The sequence below is a fragment of the Mesorhizobium sp. WSM3626 genome, from assembly GCF_000513935.1.
GTDB lineage: Bacteria > Pseudomonadota > Alphaproteobacteria > Rhizobiales > Rhizobiaceae > Mesorhizobium > Mesorhizobium salmacidum.
This window is the reverse complement of record NZ_AZUY01000037.1, coordinates 1-20,321: the sequence shown is the minus strand read 5'-3', so window position 1 is coordinate 20,321 and position 20,321 is coordinate 1. Positions and strand designations below refer to the sequence as shown.

The following is a 20,321-nucleotide window of genomic DNA, read 5'->3' as shown; positions in this document are numbered from 1 at the left end:
CTGCCTGACCTCGCTTGGTCTCATGCTTTCAACAGTGCCAGTACATCCGTGGTCAAAGGAAAGCTGAACCGATCAAACGGCCTGCAGGTTGCAGGCAGACATCTTGCCCGACTTGTTGTCGCGCTCCATTTCGTACCCGATCTTCTGGCCTTCGACGATTTCGCGCATTCCGGCGCGTTCGACGGCAGAGATGTGAACGAAGGCGTCGGCGCCGCCGTTGTCAGGCTGAATGAAGCCGAAGCCCTTGGTGGAGTTGAACCATTTAACTGTGCCAGTGGTCATGATGAACCCTTTCATAGCAATATTGTGCGACGGCAACGCGACAGCGTTTCCGATTGTGACGATGACGATTTTGAAGGGAAGGTTCGTTCAGGGCGCGGTGCCAAACGCGCGATAACCAAAGCTCAGCAAGCAATATCGACAGGATTATTCGTATCCTGCTTCCATGGCTGCGTCAACTTTTGGTTTTGGAGATTGTGTTCAACTTTTTGTTGCGCGTCTGGAGGATGCAATCCGGCACTCGGCCTCACAGCCATGGCTTGGTAGCGGCGCTATCAAAGGCGTCGGCTTCCACACGGCAGCCATGCAAAATTGTGCATTGCACAATGCCTCGCATGATTCGATGTTGCCCAGGTCGGCCATCTACTCCTCCCAGATGCGATGCCGATGCAAAGTGAGCCACACCTCCTCCCGTGGTGAACTTAATATCGAACCCGCTGCCACCTCCTCCCGGCAGCGGGTTTTTTCATGCCATAAAGACGGCCCGATTAGGCAAACGCGCGCGTCACTAGGGTTTAAACTCTTTGCGGCTGTTCGTGACAGCCGCCCATCAGGACGGACGTTGGGAGTGGCGGCGACGCCTCTTCCGAAGCGCGGCCTGAACTGTCCAAAGCCGTATAATCATGCAGCGATAGCCGCATACTTCTCTTAACCAAAGCGCAAGAGTAGTCGGCGCTTGAAATCATAAACGACGGAGATGCCGGATGAGCGCCGACTGGCCGTTCTGCCGCGATCGGTACGCACGGAGGCGAAGGGCGCCCCGGCCCAACAAATGCAGAGGCGGCTCAATCCGACCGGGGCACAGCAACAGCCCAGGCGTGCTGCCCTCCACCAGGGCGACTCAGTCGCCGATTACCGCTTATACCGACTCGTAACGGCGATCAGGGAAGTGCGCGGGCAATCCCGGATCGAGGCCGCACCATCGCAGAAATTGACGCGGTCCACTGACGAATTTGCCGCACTTACAACTTCCGAGATCAGGAGGTCTGGAACATAACCCCCCAACCGGTCGTTCAAAATAGGAGGGCTCAACCGTTAGCATTACCCAGCACGCTGGATGGCTTAGGAACGGCAAGGAAACCTGGTTGGTACACCGACCCTCGGTTCGAACTGGCTCACTGGCCCCAAGTCCCGTCCACGCAAGCCGGCCTTTCATGGCACTTCCAGAAATGTTGAGCATTTATCCGCAGAGCGACTCCCCGAACGCGACCAAAAGGGCGCTCTGCTGGATCTTATCGACCCCGATACGGCCGAGGTGAAAGAGGTCGAGGGGCTGGTCGGCGTTGCCCTCCCAAGCCGGGAAAATCTCAGCGAGATCGAAAGCTCAAGCCGACTAAAAGCCCGGGACGGCGTGCTTACCATGAGCGTTCCGATCGTCACCCATGTCGAAGGCAGAGCGCCGGTGATGGCTCCCCTCGGCTTTGTGCTCTCGCGAGAGCGCTTGATCACCATTCGCTTCGCGACTTTGCCGGCCGTTGACGCAGTTGCTGGTCACTTCGCCGATCCCGGCGAGCCGCCGACCTCAAGCCTGGAAGTATTCATTGATCTTTGCGAGGAGCTTATCGACCGCCTTGCCGACGGTCTTGAACAGGCGGCAACGGACCTGCGGACCCTTTGGGAGCGTCAGTTCAGCCAAGGACCATTCCAGCGAATACCACAGTGAGGAGCAGTGATACCGGCACGGCTAGAAGACAGCACATCTCGATGGTCCTCGTATCTTGCCGCTTGTCCATCTTCGCCGTCTCGCATTGTTCGCTATCATTTTGCCGCTAACGGGTGTCCGATGGAAGCCGTTCCGCACGAGGCCGCTTGAGAAGCAGTCGGGGTGCTGTATATTAGCAACACCTTGATGGATCCCAGACCTATCGAGCAGTTGTTGTGCGAATTGCTGCCGTGTCTGCTCTGATGACGGGAGCGAGTTGTCCTGAAGACCTCTACCGGCCTGTCCATCCAATGTGGTGGGCGGCGGGGAGCCTCGGTCCATTGAGCCGATGGTATTTCGCCAGAAAGACGCTTTGCTTTTCTGGCTCTTTTCCGGTTGCACTGTTCTCCCATTACGGTGCGTGTTCCCATGGACCGTTGGACCTGGCCGGCTGCGAAAGGTAGCGGGCATTTTTGCGGCCGCCGTCGCAATAATCTGAATGGGGCTCCGTAGTGGGCTTTTTTCGCATGTAATTGCTACACGGGCGGCCAACTGGGCAGTTGGCGCATCATCCAATTTTGCCAGCCATCCTTCAGCGCGACCAGGGCGGCATACGGCGATCGTCAACAGCAGGTAGGCAAGCAGCCGCCACCAGCCTACGTTGTACCAGCAATGGTCGAACTAACGGTTACCGCATGTGCTTTCTAGTGCATTTCTGAGACACTTAAACTTTGAGAACAAACCGGGGATTCACAGCAAATCTGTTTCGATCTATGCTTTGATCTGGAACACACGCTTGATGATCTCGCTCGCATCCTGAAGGCTCCGCAAACGAGTCTACGGAGCCGCTACGGCGCGTTCCTGCTTCGACTGGTCACGAATGCCGCCTTCGCCTCGCAATTGCCTGGGCATTGCTGTACAGCCGCCACAGCCGCGCCGCCACCGATGGCAAGTGATCGGCGCCAGAGAATGGCGGCGGTGCTGGCGTGCGCTTGGCCAAACGGCACTAGCTGGAACGCAAAGTACGAGCGATGGTCCAAATCTGAAGCCATCCCAATATGTGAATTCGAGACAACTGCTTCGGCTTGCGAAGATGCCAGTTGCGACCCGATGCGGCGATCCGTTTGCGACCGCTTTACGCCTTCAGGCAGTCGTTCGGGCCAGTGGCATAGTTTTCCAAAAGCGGACGGTCAGACAGCAGTCATGTAATTGGTCGCATTCTCTTTGCAATGCAATGCGCCCGCATGCGGAAGGCAAACCAGATCGTGCACGAACCACCGCGACACCAGCGCGTGCATCGGCCCCCGCGTGCATCCGGCGGGCGGCAGGGTGGTGTCGAAATTTCATCGTGCAGGCGCTTCGAGGCGAGCCGCAGCCATGTTGGCGACGGATCGCAGACGCGGTCTTTCTGCGACGTCGATGACCTGGTGGAAGGCACCATCCAGCTGATGGACACGGGATCTGACGTGACCGGTCCGGTTACCATCGGCAATCCGCACGAATTCACGATATCGACCTGGCCAACGGACCACGCAGCTGGTCGGATCGAAGTTTGAGGTAGCTTTCACGATTTGCCGCAAGCCGACCTTAAACGCCGCCGCCCCGACATCAGTCTAGCCAGGAGGCGATCGGCTGGGGACCTAAGGTGAGCCTTGAGGGCCGGCTTCAGAAAACCGTAGATTCGGCGCGGTCGTACCGAACGATGTTGGCTGCCGTCCCCTCAACCCGGAATCACACCGTAGGCACGACCCATCTTTTTGCTCTTCGCATCGGTGTTCAATGAAGCGTCCACCAGAAGGCGTTTGCCCCAACTGTCATCCCGTTCGACGTGAAGCCGACGTCCCGCAGCATGGCAAAGAGACATTCTCTGTTGGGAACCCAAAAATTGGTGATGTCACCGGCAAGCGTCCCAGCTTCGTAATATTGCGCAACCGCCACGCCAGGCATCAGGTCCGGTTCGACTGTCGCGACGGTCGGCAACGCGGTGCGCCGATGTGCTACCGAAAGGGTACTTTGCAGTCCGGAGAAGGGGATATCTGTCGTTACGATCGATCCCCACAATAACCCCTCCACCTTGCCCTTCAGTGACAGGGCGCCTGGTCAGTTGGCCTGCAACGTTAGCAGAGACTAATGGTTGCAGTGGGTTTTTGCGAATATGCAAGGTTCGAATCCATAACCCAATGCGAACTTGGACGCGTACCGGTGCAGGAGTGTAATTGTTCCGTCCAAGACGAGGATGCCGCGAATCGACGGTCCTGCATCAAACGCCTTTGCGGGTTGGCAATTGCCCTGGACAACCGGGGCGTCCGGTCGTTTTGAGTTGCGACGTTTGCGAAGGGGTCATCGAGTCCTCACCACTCACCGATTGCCATTAAGGGCGACGTGGGCGACACTTGCACCCAGGATGGAAAGCAATGCACGACGTGAAGTAGACATTGTTCAGTCTCCCCTTCAACTTCAGCGATAGCTAAATGAACAGAAGAGAAGATGGACGCGTCACAGGGAAGATATGGGGAAACCGCGTGACGGTGAACCTGGGTATTCCCGCACCAGCGATGCCGCTGTTGTCAGGCTGGTAACCGCGCCATCGATGACGACGACATCGGCTCATCGTGACATGGATATGCCAGCGAACCTTCGGCGGTATCCCAACCTCCAGGCTGTGTTCTGCATCGGCGCGGAGACCAATTTGCGAGGTCCTCTATCCCTCCAGATGTGAAGCTCGTTCGCATGGTAGATGAGGGCATTATCAGGCCGGGCGGTCGATGAGTTTGTCCGCGGCGTGGGGGCGAGCCGGACGAGCCAATCAGCTGTACCGCAGGAAACCAGACCTTCACACAGGCACCGATTTGCGCGATCAACAGAAGCCTTCCTCAAACGGTGCATCCATAATGAACGTCATCGCAGTCAGTCTCGTATCGCTCGTTCTGGCAATCGCGTGCGTTCTCGTCCACTACGAGGCTTTCAAAATGGTCGCGAGCTCGGCCCGGTCAACCGAGATCGGCGGATTTCCGAGCCGAGGACGATTGCTGATCGTTATTTTTGGAGCGCTCGCCGCGCATACCGTCGAGATTACGCTCTACGGTTTCGTCTTCTGGGGCCTCCATAGCTACGGCCTGTTAGGCGGAATCGTCGGAAAAATCTCCGATGGCTGGATCGACTTCCTGTATTTCTCCATCACAAACTATACAACGCTGGGAGTCGGTGATGTCAGGGCGGAGGGTCCGATGCGACTGATTGCCTCTTCAGAGGCGCTCACCGGCCTGGTGCTGTTAAGCTGGACGGCCTCGTTCACCTACCTCTCCATGGAGAATTTTTGGAAGAGGAGGTAGAGCCGGAGATCGCCGGCCTGTCTTGGATGTGAGGTCTACGATAGAGACACCGACCACAGAGGCATGCCGGTTCCGGCCTCTTGTTCCCAGGCCGGGCATCGGGCAAAGGAGCGCCCCAAGTCTGAAAATCTCAAGCTTCTCGCCCTAAGAGAGCCGTACCTTTGACCGCACTGATCGCATGTGAATATCCGCGACGGACCTGATCCAGGCCGGAGCAGTTCGCGGAGTTCCAGGGTCTGGCTGACCAGGAGTCTGCGACAGCCTCCCTGATACGCCTTGGGCTTGTGGATCATCAGGCGCTTGGGAAGATGCTCGGGATAGACCTCGAGGAGCGTGATCTTCACTTCCGGTTTGCACCGGTTGCCGTCGAACTTCAGCTTCAGCGGGTCGACCCCACGCGTAGCTACTCAGCATGTCGCCTCATGGTAGGCCAGCCGGGGGGCTTCATCGCCGAGCCTGCATACGAACGACCCGCCTCAAGAGCCCTTTCAAAAAAGTTCGTGCCGGCTGCAACCAATCCAAGTCTGTGAAGTTTGCAAGACTTGTGACTGTGATAGAGGGTTGACCTTGACTGCTTTCCTACCTGTGCAGATTACGTTTGTGAACTTTAAAACGAGGGCCATCTCGTCGGTGGCCGAAGCCAGAGCGGCAATGAATGGAGCGTGGAAGAACAAGGAAATGCATTCCTATCGACAGGCATCGCGTTTGCTCGAAGAGGCCCAGGCAGGTACTTGCCGGCAATCCATGGCGTTCGAGGCCTTCGTCAAAGCCGCAAGAGATCAGGACATGGTTATTTCAGGCCAGCCAAGCAAGGGCCTCAGCCTCCTAGACGAGCTGGCAAGCTCGATCTACGATCAGGATCGCCAGCCGCCGTACTCGGTTTGAGCAGCGCGCCGCAGCGAGTCCAGCCTGCAAATGGAAGCCCGCCCCTCGGCAGAAAAGCCGGGCCGACCAAGTTTGGCCCTTGGCCAACAGCGCGAAGGGACATCGGGAGAGCGCTGCGTTTGCCCGAACTTGCATTCGATCAGGCTGTTGCCGAGCATTGCAAAAAAGCCCGCCACCTTTCGGCAGCGGGAGGGTCTGGACTGTGCTGGGGTCAACCAGCATAGGTCAACGAATGGCCACAGCGTTCGCGAGCTCAGCCTCGAATGTGACGCGATGGTCCGCGATCGGGACGCTTTCCTTGCAGAACGCGACGCGCTTCTCGCGTCGCGCAGCTGGCGCTGGACCGCACCGTTGCGATGGGTACGCGGCCCGTTCGAGCGCCGAACTTGATGACGGCAAGATGGTCGCAGCCCGCGCGATGCGCCGCTCGACACGAGTTGTGATGCTGTATCGAGGGACAGTCATACGCCCTTCCAAATTCACCCTCCCCGCAGCACGCGCCAGATATCCGAGCAATATGCGGTGACGAGGGAGGCCAGGGCCGCGGCTGCCATGCGGGTGACGCCAAGTGCCCCCCAGCCCAAATAAGTTTCCAGCGCGTCACCTCGGCCGTCACTTCCTTGACGCTGGTCATATTGGCATTGAGCTTACTGATCGCGCTCCCGGTGGCGCTCACACGCTCCACCAGCTCGTCGGTCCCTCCTCCACGCTTGGTTCGAGCTAGTCTAGTCTAACACGTGCGGACGTTTTCGGGCTCCGATCCTCTCCAGATCAGATGAGCTTCACCTATGCATGACGCTCCCTGGAGAGCCCTGCTCTGTCAGTGGGACAGCTATACGAACTCCACCAGCCGCGGCTTCAGGAGATTTCTGCGAGAGCATTCCAGAGATTTAGGCCTCTCGTGATGCCACGCGATCGGCGAGTTCAGGCAGCGATCAGTACCGTGCTCTCCGGCGACCAGTTCAGCACAACTTCCTGGCCCTCGGCCAGCCTTTCGGCACCTGTATTCTGCACGATCACCTTTAGCGTCTGGTCACCGCGTTCGACGAAATAGGTGCTGTTGTTGCCGGCGAAGATGCGCTTCGAAACCTGGCCCTTGAGCGTGTTGGCATTGGCGTGATCAGACTTCCCCGCGCCAGTCGAGATCTGGATGCGCTCCGGCCGCACGGCGCAGCTCGCCTTTGCACCCGTGGGCACGGACGCGCCGACAGAGGCAGCGATCGCTGTGCCGTCCGGTAGCTTTATGCCGTTGGCGGTCGCTTCGCCGCGCAAGATGTTGGCGTCGCCGAGGAAGGTCGCGGCGAATTCGCTTTGCGGCCGGTCGTAGATTTCTTCGGGCGGCCCCTCCTGTACCAGCCGGCCGTCGCGCAATATGCCGATGCGGTCGCTCATCGTCAGCGCCTCTTCCTGGTCGTGGGTGACGAAGATGGTGGTGATGCCGATCTCGCGCTGGATGCGTTTCAATTCGATCTGCATGTCGACGCGCAGCGCCTTGTCGAGCGCGCCGAGCGGCTCGTCGAGCAGAAGCACGCGCGGCTTGGTGACGATGGAGCGTGCCAGCGCCACGCGCTGCCTCTGGCCGCCGGAGAGTTGATGCGGCCGGCGGCCGCCGAGCTTGCCGAGCTGGACGAGGTCGAGCGCGCGCTGCACTTCCGTGGCGATCGCCGCCTTCGCTTCCCCGCGCACCGAAAGGCCAAAGGCGACGTTGTCGGCGACGCTCATATTGGGAAACAGCGCATAGTTCTGGAACACCATGCCGATGCGCCGCTTTTCGACCGGCACGCGCTCGACGCTTTCACCGCCGATGGCGATGCGGCCGGAATCCGGAAAGTCGAAGCCGGCGATTTGGCGCAGCAGGGTCGTCTTGCCGCTGCCCGAGGGGCCGAGCAGCGCGTAAAAGCCGCCATCGGCAAAATCGATCGAGACATCGTCCAGCGCCTTGTGCGCGCCGAAACTGCGGGAGAGGTTAGCTACCTCGACGCCGGCCATTATTTCTCTCCACCGAATTTGAAGAAGCGTGCCGTCAGCAGCATCAGCGCCATGGATACGACAATGATGATCGTCGAGACCGCATTGATCTCGGGCGTGAAGCCTTTGCGGATCGCGGCATAGATCTCGACCGGCAGCGTCGTTTGGCCGGGCGTCGACAGGAAATACGAGACCACGAACTGGTCGAACGACACGGCGAATGCAAACAGCCCGCCGGCGATCACGCCAGGCATGATCCAGGGCAGCGTGACGCGTATGGTCACCTGCCACTGGTTGGCACCGAGCGAACGGGCCGCCTCTTCGAGTTCCGGCGCGAAGGTCTGCAGCCGGGCAGAGACGACGACGATCACATAAGGCAGCGCCAGCGCCACATGGCCGAGCAGGATGGCGACGAGCCCGCGGCCGATGCCGACGCCGAAGAAGAAGATCAGCATCGCCGTGCCGGTGATCAGCCACGGAATGGCGATAGGCGGGAAGAGCAGCGCCTGCAGGAATTTCTTGCCGCGGAATTCGTAGCGGTAGAGCGCGAGCGAAGCCATCACGCCCAGCACCGTTGAGATGATCGTGGTGATGACGGCGATCTCGATGCTGTTCCAGGTCGCCGCGATCAGCTGGTCGTTCTGCCAGAGCGAAGCGTACCAGTCCGTCGTCCACTCGAACGGCAATTGGTAAAAGGGCGACGTGTTGAACGACATCAGGGCCATGATGATGATCGGCAGATAGAGGAAGGCGAGCAGCAGTACGATGTAGAAGCGCCCGAGCCATTCGAGGATGCGCGTCGTCGCCATCAGCCTGCCCTCCGCAAAACTGGAGCGGCCAGCGCCAGGATGATCAGCACGACCGCCAGCAGGATGAAGGACAGCGCAGCACCCAGCGGCCAGTTGAAGACGGCGACGAACTGGTCCTCGATGACTGTGCCGTAGAAGGTGCCGGTGCGGCCGCCTAGGATGCGTGGCTCCATGAAGGAGCCCACCACCGGCACGAAGATTAGCGCTGAACCGGCGATCAGGCCGGGCATCGACAGCGGCACGATCACCCGCCACAGCACCTGCCGCCGCGAGGCGCCGAGCGACCGGCCGGCTTCGATCAGCGAGTCGTCAATGGCCTGCAGCGTCAGGTAACAGGTCAGAACCATGTAGGGCACGTAGGAGTGCACAAGGCCGATGATGACGGCGGGATAGGAATACATCAGATCGATGTTGATCTTGAACGGCAGCACCGCATTGAGAGCCGTATCGAGAATGCCGCCTTCGCGCAGCACCATGGCCCACGAGAAGATGCGCACCAGCCCGTTCGACCAGAAGGGCAGGATGACGAGCAGGAAGATCGCCTCGCGGCTGCGGCCCTTCAGCACCTTGGCCAGCACATAGGCTGCCGGGTAGCCGATGACGACGCACCACAGCGTGACCTCGAGCCCGAGACGCAGCGACGCGAGCAGCAGTTTCGAATAGAGGCTTTGCGAAAAGAAGGCCGCGTAGTTGCCGAGCGTGAACGACCACTCCTTCCCGGCCAGCGGCAGATCGGTCATGAAGGAGAAGAACACCATGGCCGACAGCGGCAAGAAGATCGCCACCGTCAGCCACAGATAGGCGGGCAGGAGAAGCGGCAGAGCGGGCCTCAATCCACGGCGCGAACCGATCGCAAGCTGGTCGGCCATTTTGCCTCTCCTCCGAAAGACGCGCGTTACTTCACGTTGACCTTCAGCTCCTGCCACAGCGCCAAGTACTTCTCGCGCTGCTCGTCGGTGATCGGCGCCTGGAACTGGATGCGCTTGGCGACCTCCGGATCACCCATCACCTTGCGGTTGAAGGCATCCCCGGGCAGTGCCTCGACCGCCTTGGTGTTGGCGGAAACAGGAGCGCCGACCTTGGTGACCCATTCGACATAGAACTTCGGATCGATCATGTAGTTGATGAAGGCCTCGGCGCCGGCGACATTCTTGGAGCCGACCGGGATCGAGAAGGCGTCGAGCCAGGCGACCGAGCCTTCCTGTGGGATGACCAGCGAGACCGGCAGCTTGAAATGCGTCTTGGCGCGATCGGCCGAGCCGCTCCAATAGGTGCCGATGTCGATCTGGTTGGAGGCGACCATCTGGTTCCAGTCGTTCTCCGAGCTCCAGAAGGTCTTGATCTGCGGCATCAGCGAGGTGAGCTTCGCTTTGACCGCTTCCAGATCCTTGATGTCGTTGATGTTCTGTCCCGAAGCCAGCGCACCGAACTGCACCGCCTCGACGGCGTCGTCGCGGATGATGACGCGCCCCTTATGGGCCGGGTTCCACATCTCGGCGATGCTGGTCGGCGGCTTGTCGAACGACTTGTCGTTGATAGCCAACGCTGTCAGGCCCCACACCCACGGCACGCCATAGACCTTGCCGTCATGGTCGAGCATCGGCGAACCGGCTTTATCCTTGGCGATGTCGGCATAGTTGGAGAGTTTTGAGACATCGATCGGCTGGATCAGCTTGCCGGCCATAGCCTGGTCGTTGAAAGCGGCGTTGATCATGACGACGTCGTAGAGGCCGGGATTGGTCCGGATCTTGGTCAGCATCTCCTGTTCGGAGTTGAAGAAGTCGTTGACCACCTTGAAGCCGGTCGCCTTCTCGAAATTGGCGACCGCCCAAGGCTCGTCGGCGCCATAGCCTTTCCAGTTGAGCACATGCACTTCCTCGGCCGCTTGTGCTGCCAAAGGGAATGCATAAGCCGTGAAGGCTGAGACAAAGACGGCGGTCGCCGTCAGAAGCGCGGTCAGTCTTGGCATGCGCATGTTTTCTTTCCTCTCATTGTTTGCCCGGTTGATGGGCTTGTTAAGTTGCAGTCGCTTCCTCCCGGCCATGCGCCGTCGTTGCTTGGTCGTGCTGGGTCAGGAATTCCTGGGTTTCTTCATGCGTGGGTGCCGAGGACCCGCCATGGCGGGTGACGGAAAGGGCCGCCGCTGCATTGGCATAGCGGGCCGCCTCGCACGGCGGCATTCCACGCGACAGCCCACTGACGAAGGCGCCGATATGCGTGTCGCCGGCGCCATTGGTATCGACGGCCTCCACTTCGAAACCGGGCACCGCGAGAGTGCCGCCATCAGCTATGCGCACGAGGCAGCCATGCGCGCCGGCGCGGATGACGACGCCATCGCCCCTGGGGCAGTGCTCGGCGAGCAATCGGATCGCGACGGTCTGGGCATCGCCGGGGCCGGCGATTTCGGCGGCCTCGTTGGTGTTGCAGCTCAGCCAGGTCGTACGCGCCAACACCCTGTTCAGGATTGGTCGTGGAATGTCGGCGATCACCGGTGTCGGGTCGAAGACCAAAGGAATGCCGGCCGGCAGCGCCTCGATCCAGTCGGCGAGCACATCCCGGCTATCGGGGTAGCTCAGCGTGTAGCCCGAGGTGAAAACCCAGTCCCCCGCCATGATCGTGACAGGCGCCATCACGGCCGGCGTGAGCTGGCTCTCGGCCCCTGGCCACGAGACGAAGGTGCGTTCGGCGTCGCCGCTAATCATGGCGACGCAATTGCCGCTGTCCATCGAGGGCGACGGCGGCGTCAGCGTCTCGATGCCTTCGGCCGCGAAAGCGGCGCGCAGGAAGTCGCCGTCCGGCCCGGTGCCGAGTTGGCCGCCGAACACCACCTTCATGCCGGTGCGGCTTGCCGCGACCATCATGTTGAAGCCCCCGCCGGCAACCCGTGCGTAGCTCGTCGCGGTCTTTTCCGTGCCCGCCGCGGGCAAGGCATCGATGCGGTAGACGTAGTCGACCACGGCGCTGCCGACATGGACGAGCCGTCCCCTCATGCGGCGTCCTCCTTGCCTGGGCCAGTCTTGGAATGGCGCGCGGCGACCAGATCAAGAGCCAACGTGCGGACGTCCGCGACGTCGATACCATGCAGTTCGCAGATGCGATCCTGCGGCAGCTTCGACAGACCGGCGCAGGCGCCGGCCATGCCGGCGGCAATCGCCCCGATGGTGTCGGTGTCGCCGCCGAGATTGGCTGCGATGACCGCAGCCCGCCATGGATCGCCTTGCGCGACCTCCAGCACCGCGAATGCCGCCGGCACCGATTCCTGACTTGCGACGCCCGTGCCGACCAGGTCGACGATCAGCTTGATCGCTTCCTTCTCACCCTTGCCGCGAACAAGGTCCTGTGCCCAGAGGATGCGCGCGGCGATGTCGCCGCCGGTGACCCAATGGCCGAGCGCGGCGCCAAGTCTTGCCGCTGCGACCGCATGGCCGCAAGCGGCGCGCCAGTCGCCACCCGAAATACCGAGACTGACAGCGGCAGCGACTGCGGCAGCCGATGAAATGGCGATCGAAGTATTGTGCGTGGCCCGGCAGGTTTGCGCGACCTTGGCGACGAGGGCATCGAGCGGCTCCGGCGGCACCATAATGCCGACCGGCGCGATGCGCATAGCCGCGCCGTTGGTGTCGCCGCCGCGGCCGGCATGGTCCGCGGGCACACCGCTGTTGATGGCGTCGATGGCGCGCTTGGTCGACGGTCCAAGCAGGTCGTAGCTGCCACGCGCCTTGACGTCGCGCTCCCAGTCGAGCAGCGCGTTGACCCAGCGCGCATGGTCGAAGCGCTCGCCGGACTCGACAAGGATGCGGCCAAGCAGCAGCGCCTGTTCGGTGTCGTCGGTGACCATGCCGGCGGCTAGCCCCTTCGACACCGGGTGATCGGCGGCAGGCGCGACGAAATCCTCGACATGGCCATAGAGCTCGGCGATGCGAGACGGCGACAGAAGTTGTGTCGGCATGCCCAGCGCATCGCCAAGCGCCCCGCCGATCAGCGCCCCCATTGCCCGATCCATCACGGCAGCGTCCGCCATGCTCAGAACTCCAGATGGAGCGCGAAATGCGCCGGATTGAGCAGGCTGGTGACGAATTCAATGGCGCGTCCGTCAGCGGCGCGCGTCAGGCGGCGTGTGCGCAGGAAGGGCGTGCCGGGCGCACAACCGAGTATCGCGGCGTCGGCAGCGCTCAGCATTTCGACGTCGACCCATTCCTCGCCATGATCGGGAACAAGCCCTGCCCCGCGCAGCGTCTGGTGCAGCGAGCCTTCGCGCAAGCCGCGCAGCGGTATGTCTTCCAATTCGGGCGACAGCGGCAGGCGGCTGCGCTCAATCGAGATGGCGTGGCCGTCATCGGCATTGGTGCGGGCGCGATCGACGGCGATGAAGGACCAATTCCCGACCCCGAGCCTGGCCGCAAGTTCCGCGTCCTCGATAATCTCGAGCCGCAATGTCCGGGTCTCGGCATTGGCGCCCGCATTGGCAAGCGCGCGCGACCAGCCGATCGCGTCATCGACCGGCATGCCGTCGAAGGTGACAAAGGATCCGATGCCGACTTTGGTTGTGATGAGCCCCCGGCTCGACAATTCTTCGAGCCCCTTGCGGACTGTGTTGCGACTGACGGAGAAGCGCTGGACGAGCTCGTTTTCGCTCTGCAGGCGGTCGCCGAACCCAAGCAGGCCGGAGCGTATCTCATGCTCCAGAACCGTCGCGATCTGCTCGGGCTTGCCCGTGCCGGGAGTGAGTTGCATCGCGCGACGGGCCATATGGATACCTGTTCAGTGAACCTGTATGATCCTGTGCAATAGCTTATCTGAAAACAACCGTCAACGGGGCACCGGGATTCGCAGCGAACCTGTTTCGGCCTGCACACACTTGATGATCTCGCTCGCATCCTGAAGGACCCGCAAACCAGCCTGCTGGCCTTTCCTTCTTCGCCTGCTAACGAATGCTGCTTTGGCCTCGCCATCGTCCGGGGCATTGCCGTGGGCCGGGCGCTCGCCGGTAGGTCTGCCCGCGTTGCCATGCTTATTTGGTATTCGAGATAACCAAGCGGTCAAGGTCATCGAAACAGAAACCGGCTCCGCGACCTTCGGTCCAATGCTTGAAAAGAAATGTCCCGATTGCGCAGAGCGTCGGGTTGGAGCGTGATCGCCCCCTCCATCTGAATAATCATATTGAATTTGTCCGTGCTTAGATGATCCCGGACATTGCACTTAACCGGCAGGTTCCATTCCGTGCGAAGGTGGGCGGCGGTGCCGCCGAACATGATTGTTTTACGCGCTAGTGCTTGGTGCCATGTCCAAGCGAAGCGGCGAGTTGTCGATTGTGCGCGACCGCCTCATACTGGGTGCCGAACGGGTTGGCGATAGCGGTTCCGTTTGGATCAAGGGTCACGGCCCAGGAACGACAATCCCTTCAATGGGGGCGCATAGACGACGAAGGCTGGCTTTTTGCTCATCGTACCGGCTAGCACGTTGCACAATGAAAAGCCCGCCGGAGTCAGGGTAGCGGCCTATTCACCATTCCTTCACCATATCAGCAGATGCTTATAAGCGGACATGCTGGTATCTCGTACATGTCAAAAGGCCCCGGTCAGCCCATGCGCCGGGGCTTTTCACATAAATCCCCGATGGCAACGGGACTAGCGCCCTTCAGAATATGCCCGTAACAACCAAGATAACCCCAATCGCCGCAACGGCCAGGACGAGGACCATAGCTATCTCGAAAGCGTGACCGACATTGTCAGTCATCTGGCAACACCCACAAAGGACAACAGCCCGGCCTGCTCATCGTGTGACACAGGATCCCGCAGGCCGGGCCGTACGCCGGCTTTCGAGGGCACGAGCCGGTGAAGGTTGAGCATGTTCCTAAGTGGACTTGTTCGCAATGGCATGTCCGAATGCGTACAAAATTCCCGTGCCGCCTGTCACCGACAGAATCCTATGATTCCGGTTGGGTGTACAATCGCCGGCTTTAACGTCCTCTAGGCACGATGGTGAGCTTTGGCGCGTGGGCTTTCCGAATAATCTTGGCGGCTTCACGTGTCGTGATGCCGCACTTGCGAGCATAGTAGGCGGCATCCGCTTCAAGCTCGCCTTCCATCGGGATTTCAATCACCTTTTTTGCTTTGTTCTTGGCCTTCTACCCACAACGCAAATCATACCACAAAATGGCTTTGGCACATGCGCGGCGCCCCTTCCAGGGCGCCTAAGCTCGTCGCAGCTCTGTTTTTTGCCAGCAAGGGAGCTTCGCGCACCAGTGATGGCAGACTGTCGTTGCCGGATAAATGCGCGACCGATGACTGAGTTTGCGTTTCATATCCAGCTTAGCAAACGGCCGCGCGTCAAATTGCCAACGGCTCGTTAAGCAAGGGGTAACCACGACACACAGGCTAGCGGATCGTGAATGAACGAACCGGATGGGCGGCGGTTAAGCTCGTGCTTCCAAAGAGGACCACGTCTTGTTCGCGACCGCCTTCGCTTTGCTGATCTCATTCTCGGTCAGCGTTGCCCTCCTTTCATGGGCCGCGCCGATCACCGCGCAAGCCATATCTTTCGACGTGCAGAAGTCCATCGACGGGTGGCAATTGCGTCAAACAGTCTCCGACGCGCCGCACAGGAGAGGCAAGTGATCGCTATGACCGCTGGGTCGGATGACCGTCTCGGCCATGCTGGAAAAACCCGTCCCGGCATCAGCCGAGGCGAGCTCTCTCCGTTCCAATGCTTGGATTGGGCAATCGACAGGTGTCCAACCCCAAGGCGCAGGGAAAGTTCCACCGCTGCGCGGGCTGCCGAACCAGAGCCGCCTGCAAATCTTGCAGCGGCTACAAGGATGCTAGCCAGGATCGTTTGAGGGGGAACAGCCTTGTCTAGGAACCCTCTAACAATGTTAGCCCGGAATATTCCCGCTCCTCCGAGCGGCTATCCAGCGGGTCCTGCTGGACAAGCGAGAGCGCCACGGCCGTCACGTCGGCAATGGCAGCTGGACCAGCCGGCCACGGCATCTTACTCTGATAGGCGAAGGCTCTGACATCGGCTCCAGGCCTCCTGCCTTAGCTTGGTGACGACAGCGGTTATACGCATTGTCGAGATCGACCAGAGCGGCCTGCCGTATCGGTACGCCGCGGAGCAATCAACCGGAACGCCAGGAAATGAACCCTTTCCCGATTTTTGCAAGGGAATTTGTCGTTTTCGGCGAGGAGAAGGGCGCTGAGCCTAACCGGCGGCGCTTTTGGTTTGTCCCCTGTTGGCAAAGGGAGGTCGCCAGGCCTCTCCGGCCCATGGGCTTCGCGGGCCTATTGGAACGCTACTCAACGGCAGGCTGAACCGGGCCGGTGGTGTTCCACCGGATGAAATCGACTTCCTCTCGCACGTTTTTCAACAGCGCCTCGTGGAGGATCCGCGTTGAGCGGTAATGGTCGCAATGGGGCGATACAAACGGCTTGATGATGCTCTTGTGCAGAGCCTCCGTTCGGACCTCGGCTCGCTGCGGCCGCAACGCATCGCTCTTGACGCAGCCGCCCGATGCTCGCCACGCCATTGCTTCTCACGCTCGCGCTCGAGGCGGTAGACTTCAGGCAAGAGCTTTTAGTTGCGTCTAATCTATCTTGGGCGTGGGGCGCGGCCCGCGCTGCAGGCAGTCCCCGTGGGCCCGCCTCACTGGCGGAGAAGCGGGCCCGGCCAGGTCTTGGGGGACCTGACCAGCAGCACGGGCGCTGCCGCCTTTCGAACCTGCCAACGAATATCAGGTTCCTATACGGTGCAAAAAAGCCGGCGTCATGATGAACCCGGCATCGAGCACCGTTTCACGAACGCTGCCAGTCTCTTCCTCGATTTCGGCGCTGCTGATCGCGATTGCCTTGGCGTCCGCGAAAGGCTTCTGGATCGCCTCGGCAATCGAAATTACGTCGGCACTGGGGGAGGCCTGACGGTTGCTGCCTGGCCATTTGGCAGAAAATTGACGCCGCGCGTGCTCATTTCCCAAGAGGCCGCAAGCGCATATTAGATTCCGCTAGAATACAAGGGATCAAACGGAACCAAGATCATCCGGCAAGTTCATGTACGTCAGCCCCTCTAAGTACCGGCAACGTCGACAGAAATTGCCTGTTATCGCCGATCGGCCGACCCCTTAGTACGTTCGGATGCTTTGTGCGAGTGCCTTAAAGAGCGCATAACACTTAGCCGGCGAGACGACGCAGCCCCCTGCTATCTCGCTGTTAGGCTCGGCGTCCTCCCGGGCAACTCTCCTTCTTGGATGCCGAGCCGGCATGCGGTTTGCCACGCCGGCGTGCGAGCGTTCAAGCTTGAGATCGAGGGTAAAGCCTCTGCAAGCTACAGCACCTCGCCGGACACCGCGTTCCCCAGGCCAAAACCCCGCTGTGCCGAAGATCACGCCGATTCCGAGTGCCCCCAATGATCGTGGGCAAGCGCTGGCTATTGCTTATCTCGAAAATCGAGCAGCTTGGCGTGGCGGAGTTTCTCCTCGCCCTTCAGGAACCGCACGCGGCCAACGAGACCTGGCTTCAGCCACTCCGCCTTGTCGCTCTTGAGCCCTTTCGGGACCGGCCCGCCTACCTTCCCCTGCACCCGGTCCCACAGGCGCTGGCGCTTGTCGGCTTTGAAAGTGACGAATGCGCCGCCGGCGTAACGGCCCTTGTCAGCCATCAGCACCATCAAGGGTTTCCCGCTCTCGCGCTGCACGCCGATGATGTCCATCTCCTTTTCGGCATAGCACTTGATCTTGCGCCAGTTCATTGTCGGGCGCTGCGATAAACGCTGTCCTTGCGCTTCGATACCATGCCTTCAAGGCCGGCCTGGTCCACTAGGTGGTAAACGGCCGCGCCAGTGCCCGGCATCGCTTCACTGAACTGGATACGGCCGCTGGGCGGAAGCAACTCCTGCAGGATCTCGCGACGGTCTTCCACCGGCAGGTTCCGCAGGTCGTGTCCGTTGAGGTGGAGGAGGTCGAACGCCACCAGATACAGGTCGCGCAAGGGCTTGCGGCTGGTGACGGCTGATTGCAGCACGTGGAACTCCGACAGGCCCGCTTCGTTGATCGTAAGCGCCTCGCCATCGATGATGAAGCTTTCCGCCCCGATAGCCGCGGCCTCCCCAGCAAGTTGGATGTAGCGGCCCGTCCAGTCGTAGCCGTTCTTGGTGATCAGCCGAATCCCGTCTTCGTCCTTGATGGCCTGGGTGCGGTATCCGTCGAATTTGATCTCATGGAGCCAGTCATCGCCCTGCGGTGGCGTGTCGACCAGTTCCGGCTCCATCGGCTTGATGAACTTCAGACGCATGCACCGACTCATGCAAATGCACGCGATTCAATCAGCTTTAGCTAAAATAGTTCCGGAACATTTTAGGTAGCGGGATGTTGCCACAGCCATGACAAAGCTATCCGACCTCGGACCACCAATCGAAGGCAAGCCGCACGAAGGCGAGCCCGACGCAGAGCGTTTCTATTTGTGCAAGATCTGCGGTCAAGCGGTCGACATGTGCGATCTTCGCCAGGTGATGTGGCACGAGCAGCCAAGCCATGAACCGCTGGAGCAGGAGACCGCAGCGAAGATTCTCGTGTTTCCTCGACGGAAATAGGAAAGAAGCCCGCTACCTTTCGGCAGCGGGCCAGTCCAACAGTCGTGGGAACATGCACCGGAATGGGAGAACCGACGGTGCAACCGCCGAAGTGTTTCGACGCAACAATGTTCCACACGGCTCGCGAGTTTAGGACGCTGTGCTCAAGCTCTGGCCGCCTTATGAAAGCAACGGTGTTGAAGAATGCTGGTCGCGCTCCGGCGATCGAAGAAACGTGTCCGTCCCGCGTGCAACCAAGCGAAGATGCGGTGACGGAACTCTACGGCCCTTAACCGATCCACGGGCCGAGGCGCTGGCCAGGGCGATCATCGCTACGGTTGATAAGCTGCCCGGCCAGCGAAATCTTAACGGATCGTTGACCGCGCTGTCCTATTCTGAGACAGCGCGGTCAGATCCCAACCGGACTGCGCAGGCGGCTCCGGCAACCCAGCGACCCATCGCACAGTCGGAGCCGCCACCACACTCCGGAACAAATACCAGCAATGGTTGAATCAACCGTTACTGAAGTTGTTGAAACTAGAGTTAACGGCTATTCCGCTCCGCCAGGTGGCGCGCCCAGTCTGAAAAGCGTGAGCGCGCGAGAACAAATCGAGACAACGGAACCATCTTCCACGACGGTCAAGGCACGGAGTGTCAGAACGCGCTTCGATCGCGTTCACCACAACTTGTGGCGCGAGATGAGGGCGGGGGTTTGGCTTTCGAGCGAGCATCGTTTTCACTCGAGGCGAAGCGGTCATCGACAGCGAGACATAGGAGTTCGGCATGAACGATTACGATGATCAGAAGGGCGCAAAGCCAGAGGACGTGCGGGCCGCTCTGAGGGGCTGGGCTTTTTTCGTGGTCATCACAACCGTTGTTTTGGCGTCGCCTATGCCTTGATCGAGATATAATGGCGGGCCCGACCCAGTTCCGCCCTCAGGTCATCAATAAAAGCTCGACGGCAGAGCCAGCGGACCAGACTAGCTCAATGACCAGTCATGGTGCGGCCGCTCGTCGCTTCGGTCATTTCTTCCGCAGCTCTTTGACAATGTCGAGAAAGGCCCGCAGTGCGGGCGGTACGGCTCGGTGTCCAGGGTAGTAGACCGCAACTTCTTCCGGAGCCGGCACCCACGCGGTCAGAATTTTTCGCAAACTGCCCTCGGACAAGGCCGCCTCGGCGGCCCAATCGGCCACGTAGGCGATGCCCAGACCCTCTCTTGCAGCTTCGACCATCAGCTCTTCGTCATCAAGGACGATGGTGCCGTTTGCCTCGAGTGCGAGTTCCTGGCCCGCGCGCTCGAACTCCCATCGATAAAGCTTGCCACTGGGCATGCGGTGACCGATGCAATGGTGGCGCCGCAATTCCTCGGGGGTTCCCGGCTCGCCGAAGCGATCGAGATAGGCGGGCGAGGCGACACAGATGAATGTCAGCGGGCGCGCAAGCAACACGGTGATCATGTCCTTGGGCACCGATCCAAGGGCGCGCACGCCGGCATCGAAGCCGCTGGACACGATGTCTATGAGTCGCCCATCGACGACAATATCCAAAGTCACGTCAGGGTGCAGCTCCGCCATCCGGGGGAGAGCCGCGCGAACCAGAAGGCCAGCCACCAGCCGCGGTGTATTAATGCGGACTGTTCCCGCAACTTTGCCCCGAAAACCCGCGACGCTGTCGAGCGCCTCGTCCAGTGAGGCAAGCGCCGGTTGAAGGCGCCCAAGCAATTGGTAACCTGCTTCNGTCGGCGAAACGCTGCGTGTGGTGCGGTTCAGCAGGCGCACGCCCATACGTTCCTCGAGCGCTCGCATCGCATGGCTTAACGTCGAAGGCGCCGTGCCGATCTCGTCAGC

The 20,321-nt window shown here is 60.5% G+C and carries 17 protein-coding genes and 1 pseudogene; 5 read left to right on the top strand and 13 right to left on the bottom strand.

Going from position 1 to position 20,321, the window contains the following annotated elements; genetic code table 11:
- Positions 1-72 precede the first annotated feature (72 nt).
- The gene (locus tag M653_RS0122335; protein WP_027145347.1) at positions 73-282 is read right to left on the bottom strand and encodes a cold-shock protein; all 210 of its coding nucleotides are present in this window, start codon (positions 280-282) and stop codon (positions 73-75) included.
- A gap of 1,078 nt (positions 283-1,360) precedes the next feature.
- Between M653_RS0122335 and M653_RS01000000133200 the strand changes: the two genes are divergently transcribed.
- A complete protein-coding gene (locus tag M653_RS01000000133200) occupies positions 1,361-1,942 on the top strand; it encodes a CorA family divalent cation transporter (RefSeq protein WP_084636805.1) in 582 nt (193 codons plus the stop codon).
- Between the two features lie 1,755 nt (positions 1,943-3,697).
- Here M653_RS01000000133200 and M653_RS0122320 read toward each other — a convergent pair.
- On the bottom strand, positions 3,698-3,982 hold the full coding sequence (locus M653_RS0122320; RefSeq protein WP_156938246.1) for a hypothetical protein: 285 nt from the start codon (positions 3,980-3,982) through the stop codon (positions 3,698-3,700).
- A gap of 830 nt (positions 3,983-4,812) precedes the next feature.
- Here M653_RS0122320 and M653_RS0122315 point away from each other — a divergent pair.
- On the top strand, positions 4,813-5,253 hold the full coding sequence (locus M653_RS0122315; protein ID WP_032935792.1) for an ion channel: 441 nt from the start codon (positions 4,813-4,815) through the stop codon (positions 5,251-5,253).
- 585 nt (positions 5,254-5,838) lie between these two features.
- On the top strand, positions 5,839-6,138 hold the full coding sequence (locus tag M653_RS01000000133190; protein ID WP_280940114.1) for a DUF982 domain-containing protein: 300 nt from the start codon (positions 5,839-5,841) through the stop codon (positions 6,136-6,138).
- A gap of 924 nt (positions 6,139-7,062) precedes the next feature.
- Here the strand turns inward: M653_RS01000000133190 and M653_RS0122305 are convergent.
- From M653_RS0122305 to M653_RS0122275, 7 genes are read right to left on the bottom strand one after another with little or no spacing between them, the layout of a single operon-like run.
- Positions 7,063-8,127 (bottom strand): ABC transporter ATP-binding protein, encoded by a 1,065-nt coding sequence (locus M653_RS0122305; RefSeq protein WP_027145343.1) that lies wholly within the window; start codon positions 8,125-8,127, stop codon positions 7,063-7,065.
- Positions 8,127-8,915, bottom strand: a complete 789-nt coding sequence (locus M653_RS0122300) for an ABC transporter permease (RefSeq protein WP_027145342.1) — start codon at positions 8,913-8,915, stop codon at positions 8,127-8,129. The genes M653_RS0122305 and M653_RS0122300 overlap by 1 nt, the downstream gene beginning before the upstream one ends.
- Complete coding sequence (locus M653_RS0122295; RefSeq protein WP_027145341.1) at positions 8,915-9,784, bottom strand: ABC transporter permease; 870 nt, start codon at positions 9,782-9,784, stop codon at positions 8,915-8,917. The genes M653_RS0122300 and M653_RS0122295 overlap by 1 nt, the downstream gene beginning before the upstream one ends.
- Positions 9,785-9,810: 26 nt before the next feature.
- Positions 9,811-10,890, bottom strand: a complete 1,080-nt coding sequence (locus M653_RS0122290) for an ABC transporter substrate-binding protein (RefSeq protein WP_027145340.1) — start codon at positions 10,888-10,890, stop codon at positions 9,811-9,813.
- Between the two features lie 40 nt (positions 10,891-10,930).
- Positions 10,931-11,905 (bottom strand): PfkB family carbohydrate kinase, encoded by a 975-nt coding sequence (locus M653_RS0122285; RefSeq protein WP_027145339.1) that lies wholly within the window; start codon positions 11,903-11,905, stop codon positions 10,931-10,933.
- Positions 11,902-12,936, bottom strand: a complete 1,035-nt coding sequence (locus tag M653_RS0122280) for an ADP-ribosylglycohydrolase family protein (protein ID WP_027145338.1) — start codon at positions 12,934-12,936, stop codon at positions 11,902-11,904. Before M653_RS0122280 ends, M653_RS0122285 begins: the two co-directional genes overlap by 4 nt.
- Positions 12,937-12,938: 2 nt before the next feature.
- Positions 12,939-13,664 carry a GntR family transcriptional regulator gene (locus M653_RS0122275; protein WP_027145337.1) on the bottom strand — a complete coding sequence of 242 codons (726 nt, stop codon included), beginning with the start codon at positions 13,662-13,664 and terminating at the stop codon, positions 12,939-12,941.
- A 1,697-nt stretch (positions 13,665-15,361) separates the two neighbouring features.
- Here M653_RS0122275 and M653_RS1000000136855 point away from each other — a divergent pair.
- The gene (locus M653_RS1000000136855; protein ID WP_156938245.1) at positions 15,362-15,532 is read left to right on the top strand and encodes a hypothetical protein; all 171 of its coding nucleotides are present in this window, start codon (positions 15,362-15,364) and stop codon (positions 15,530-15,532) included.
- A 674-nt stretch (positions 15,533-16,206) separates the two neighbouring features.
- On the opposite strand, the gene M653_RS0122255 is transcribed toward M653_RS1000000136855, so the two are convergent.
- The 3 genes and pseudogenes from M653_RS0122255 to M653_RS1000000134615 form a co-directional block, all read right to left on the bottom strand.
- Positions 16,207-16,440 carry a hypothetical protein gene (locus M653_RS0122255; RefSeq protein ID WP_027145335.1) on the bottom strand — a complete coding sequence of 78 codons (234 nt, stop codon included), beginning with the start codon at positions 16,438-16,440 and terminating at the stop codon, positions 16,207-16,209.
- A gap of 204 nt (positions 16,441-16,644) precedes the next feature.
- Positions 16,645-16,884, bottom strand: a complete 240-nt coding sequence (locus M653_RS1000000134620) for a hypothetical protein (RefSeq protein WP_245262266.1) — start codon at positions 16,882-16,884, stop codon at positions 16,645-16,647.
- 449 nt (positions 16,885-17,333) lie between these two features.
- Positions 17,334-18,196 (bottom strand): annotated as a pseudogene (locus M653_RS1000000134615) (ATP-dependent DNA ligase).
- A gap of 88 nt (positions 18,197-18,284) precedes the next feature.
- Here M653_RS1000000134615 and M653_RS0122240 point away from each other — a divergent pair.
- On the top strand, positions 18,285-18,494 hold the full coding sequence (locus tag M653_RS0122240; protein WP_027145334.1) for a hypothetical protein: 210 nt from the start codon (positions 18,285-18,287) through the stop codon (positions 18,492-18,494).
- 1,002 nt (positions 18,495-19,496) lie between these two features.
- Here M653_RS0122240 and M653_RS0122230 read toward each other — a convergent pair.
- On the bottom strand, positions 19,497-20,321 hold an 825-nt coding region (locus tag M653_RS0122230; protein WP_027145333.1), incomplete at its 5' end, for a LysR family transcriptional regulator.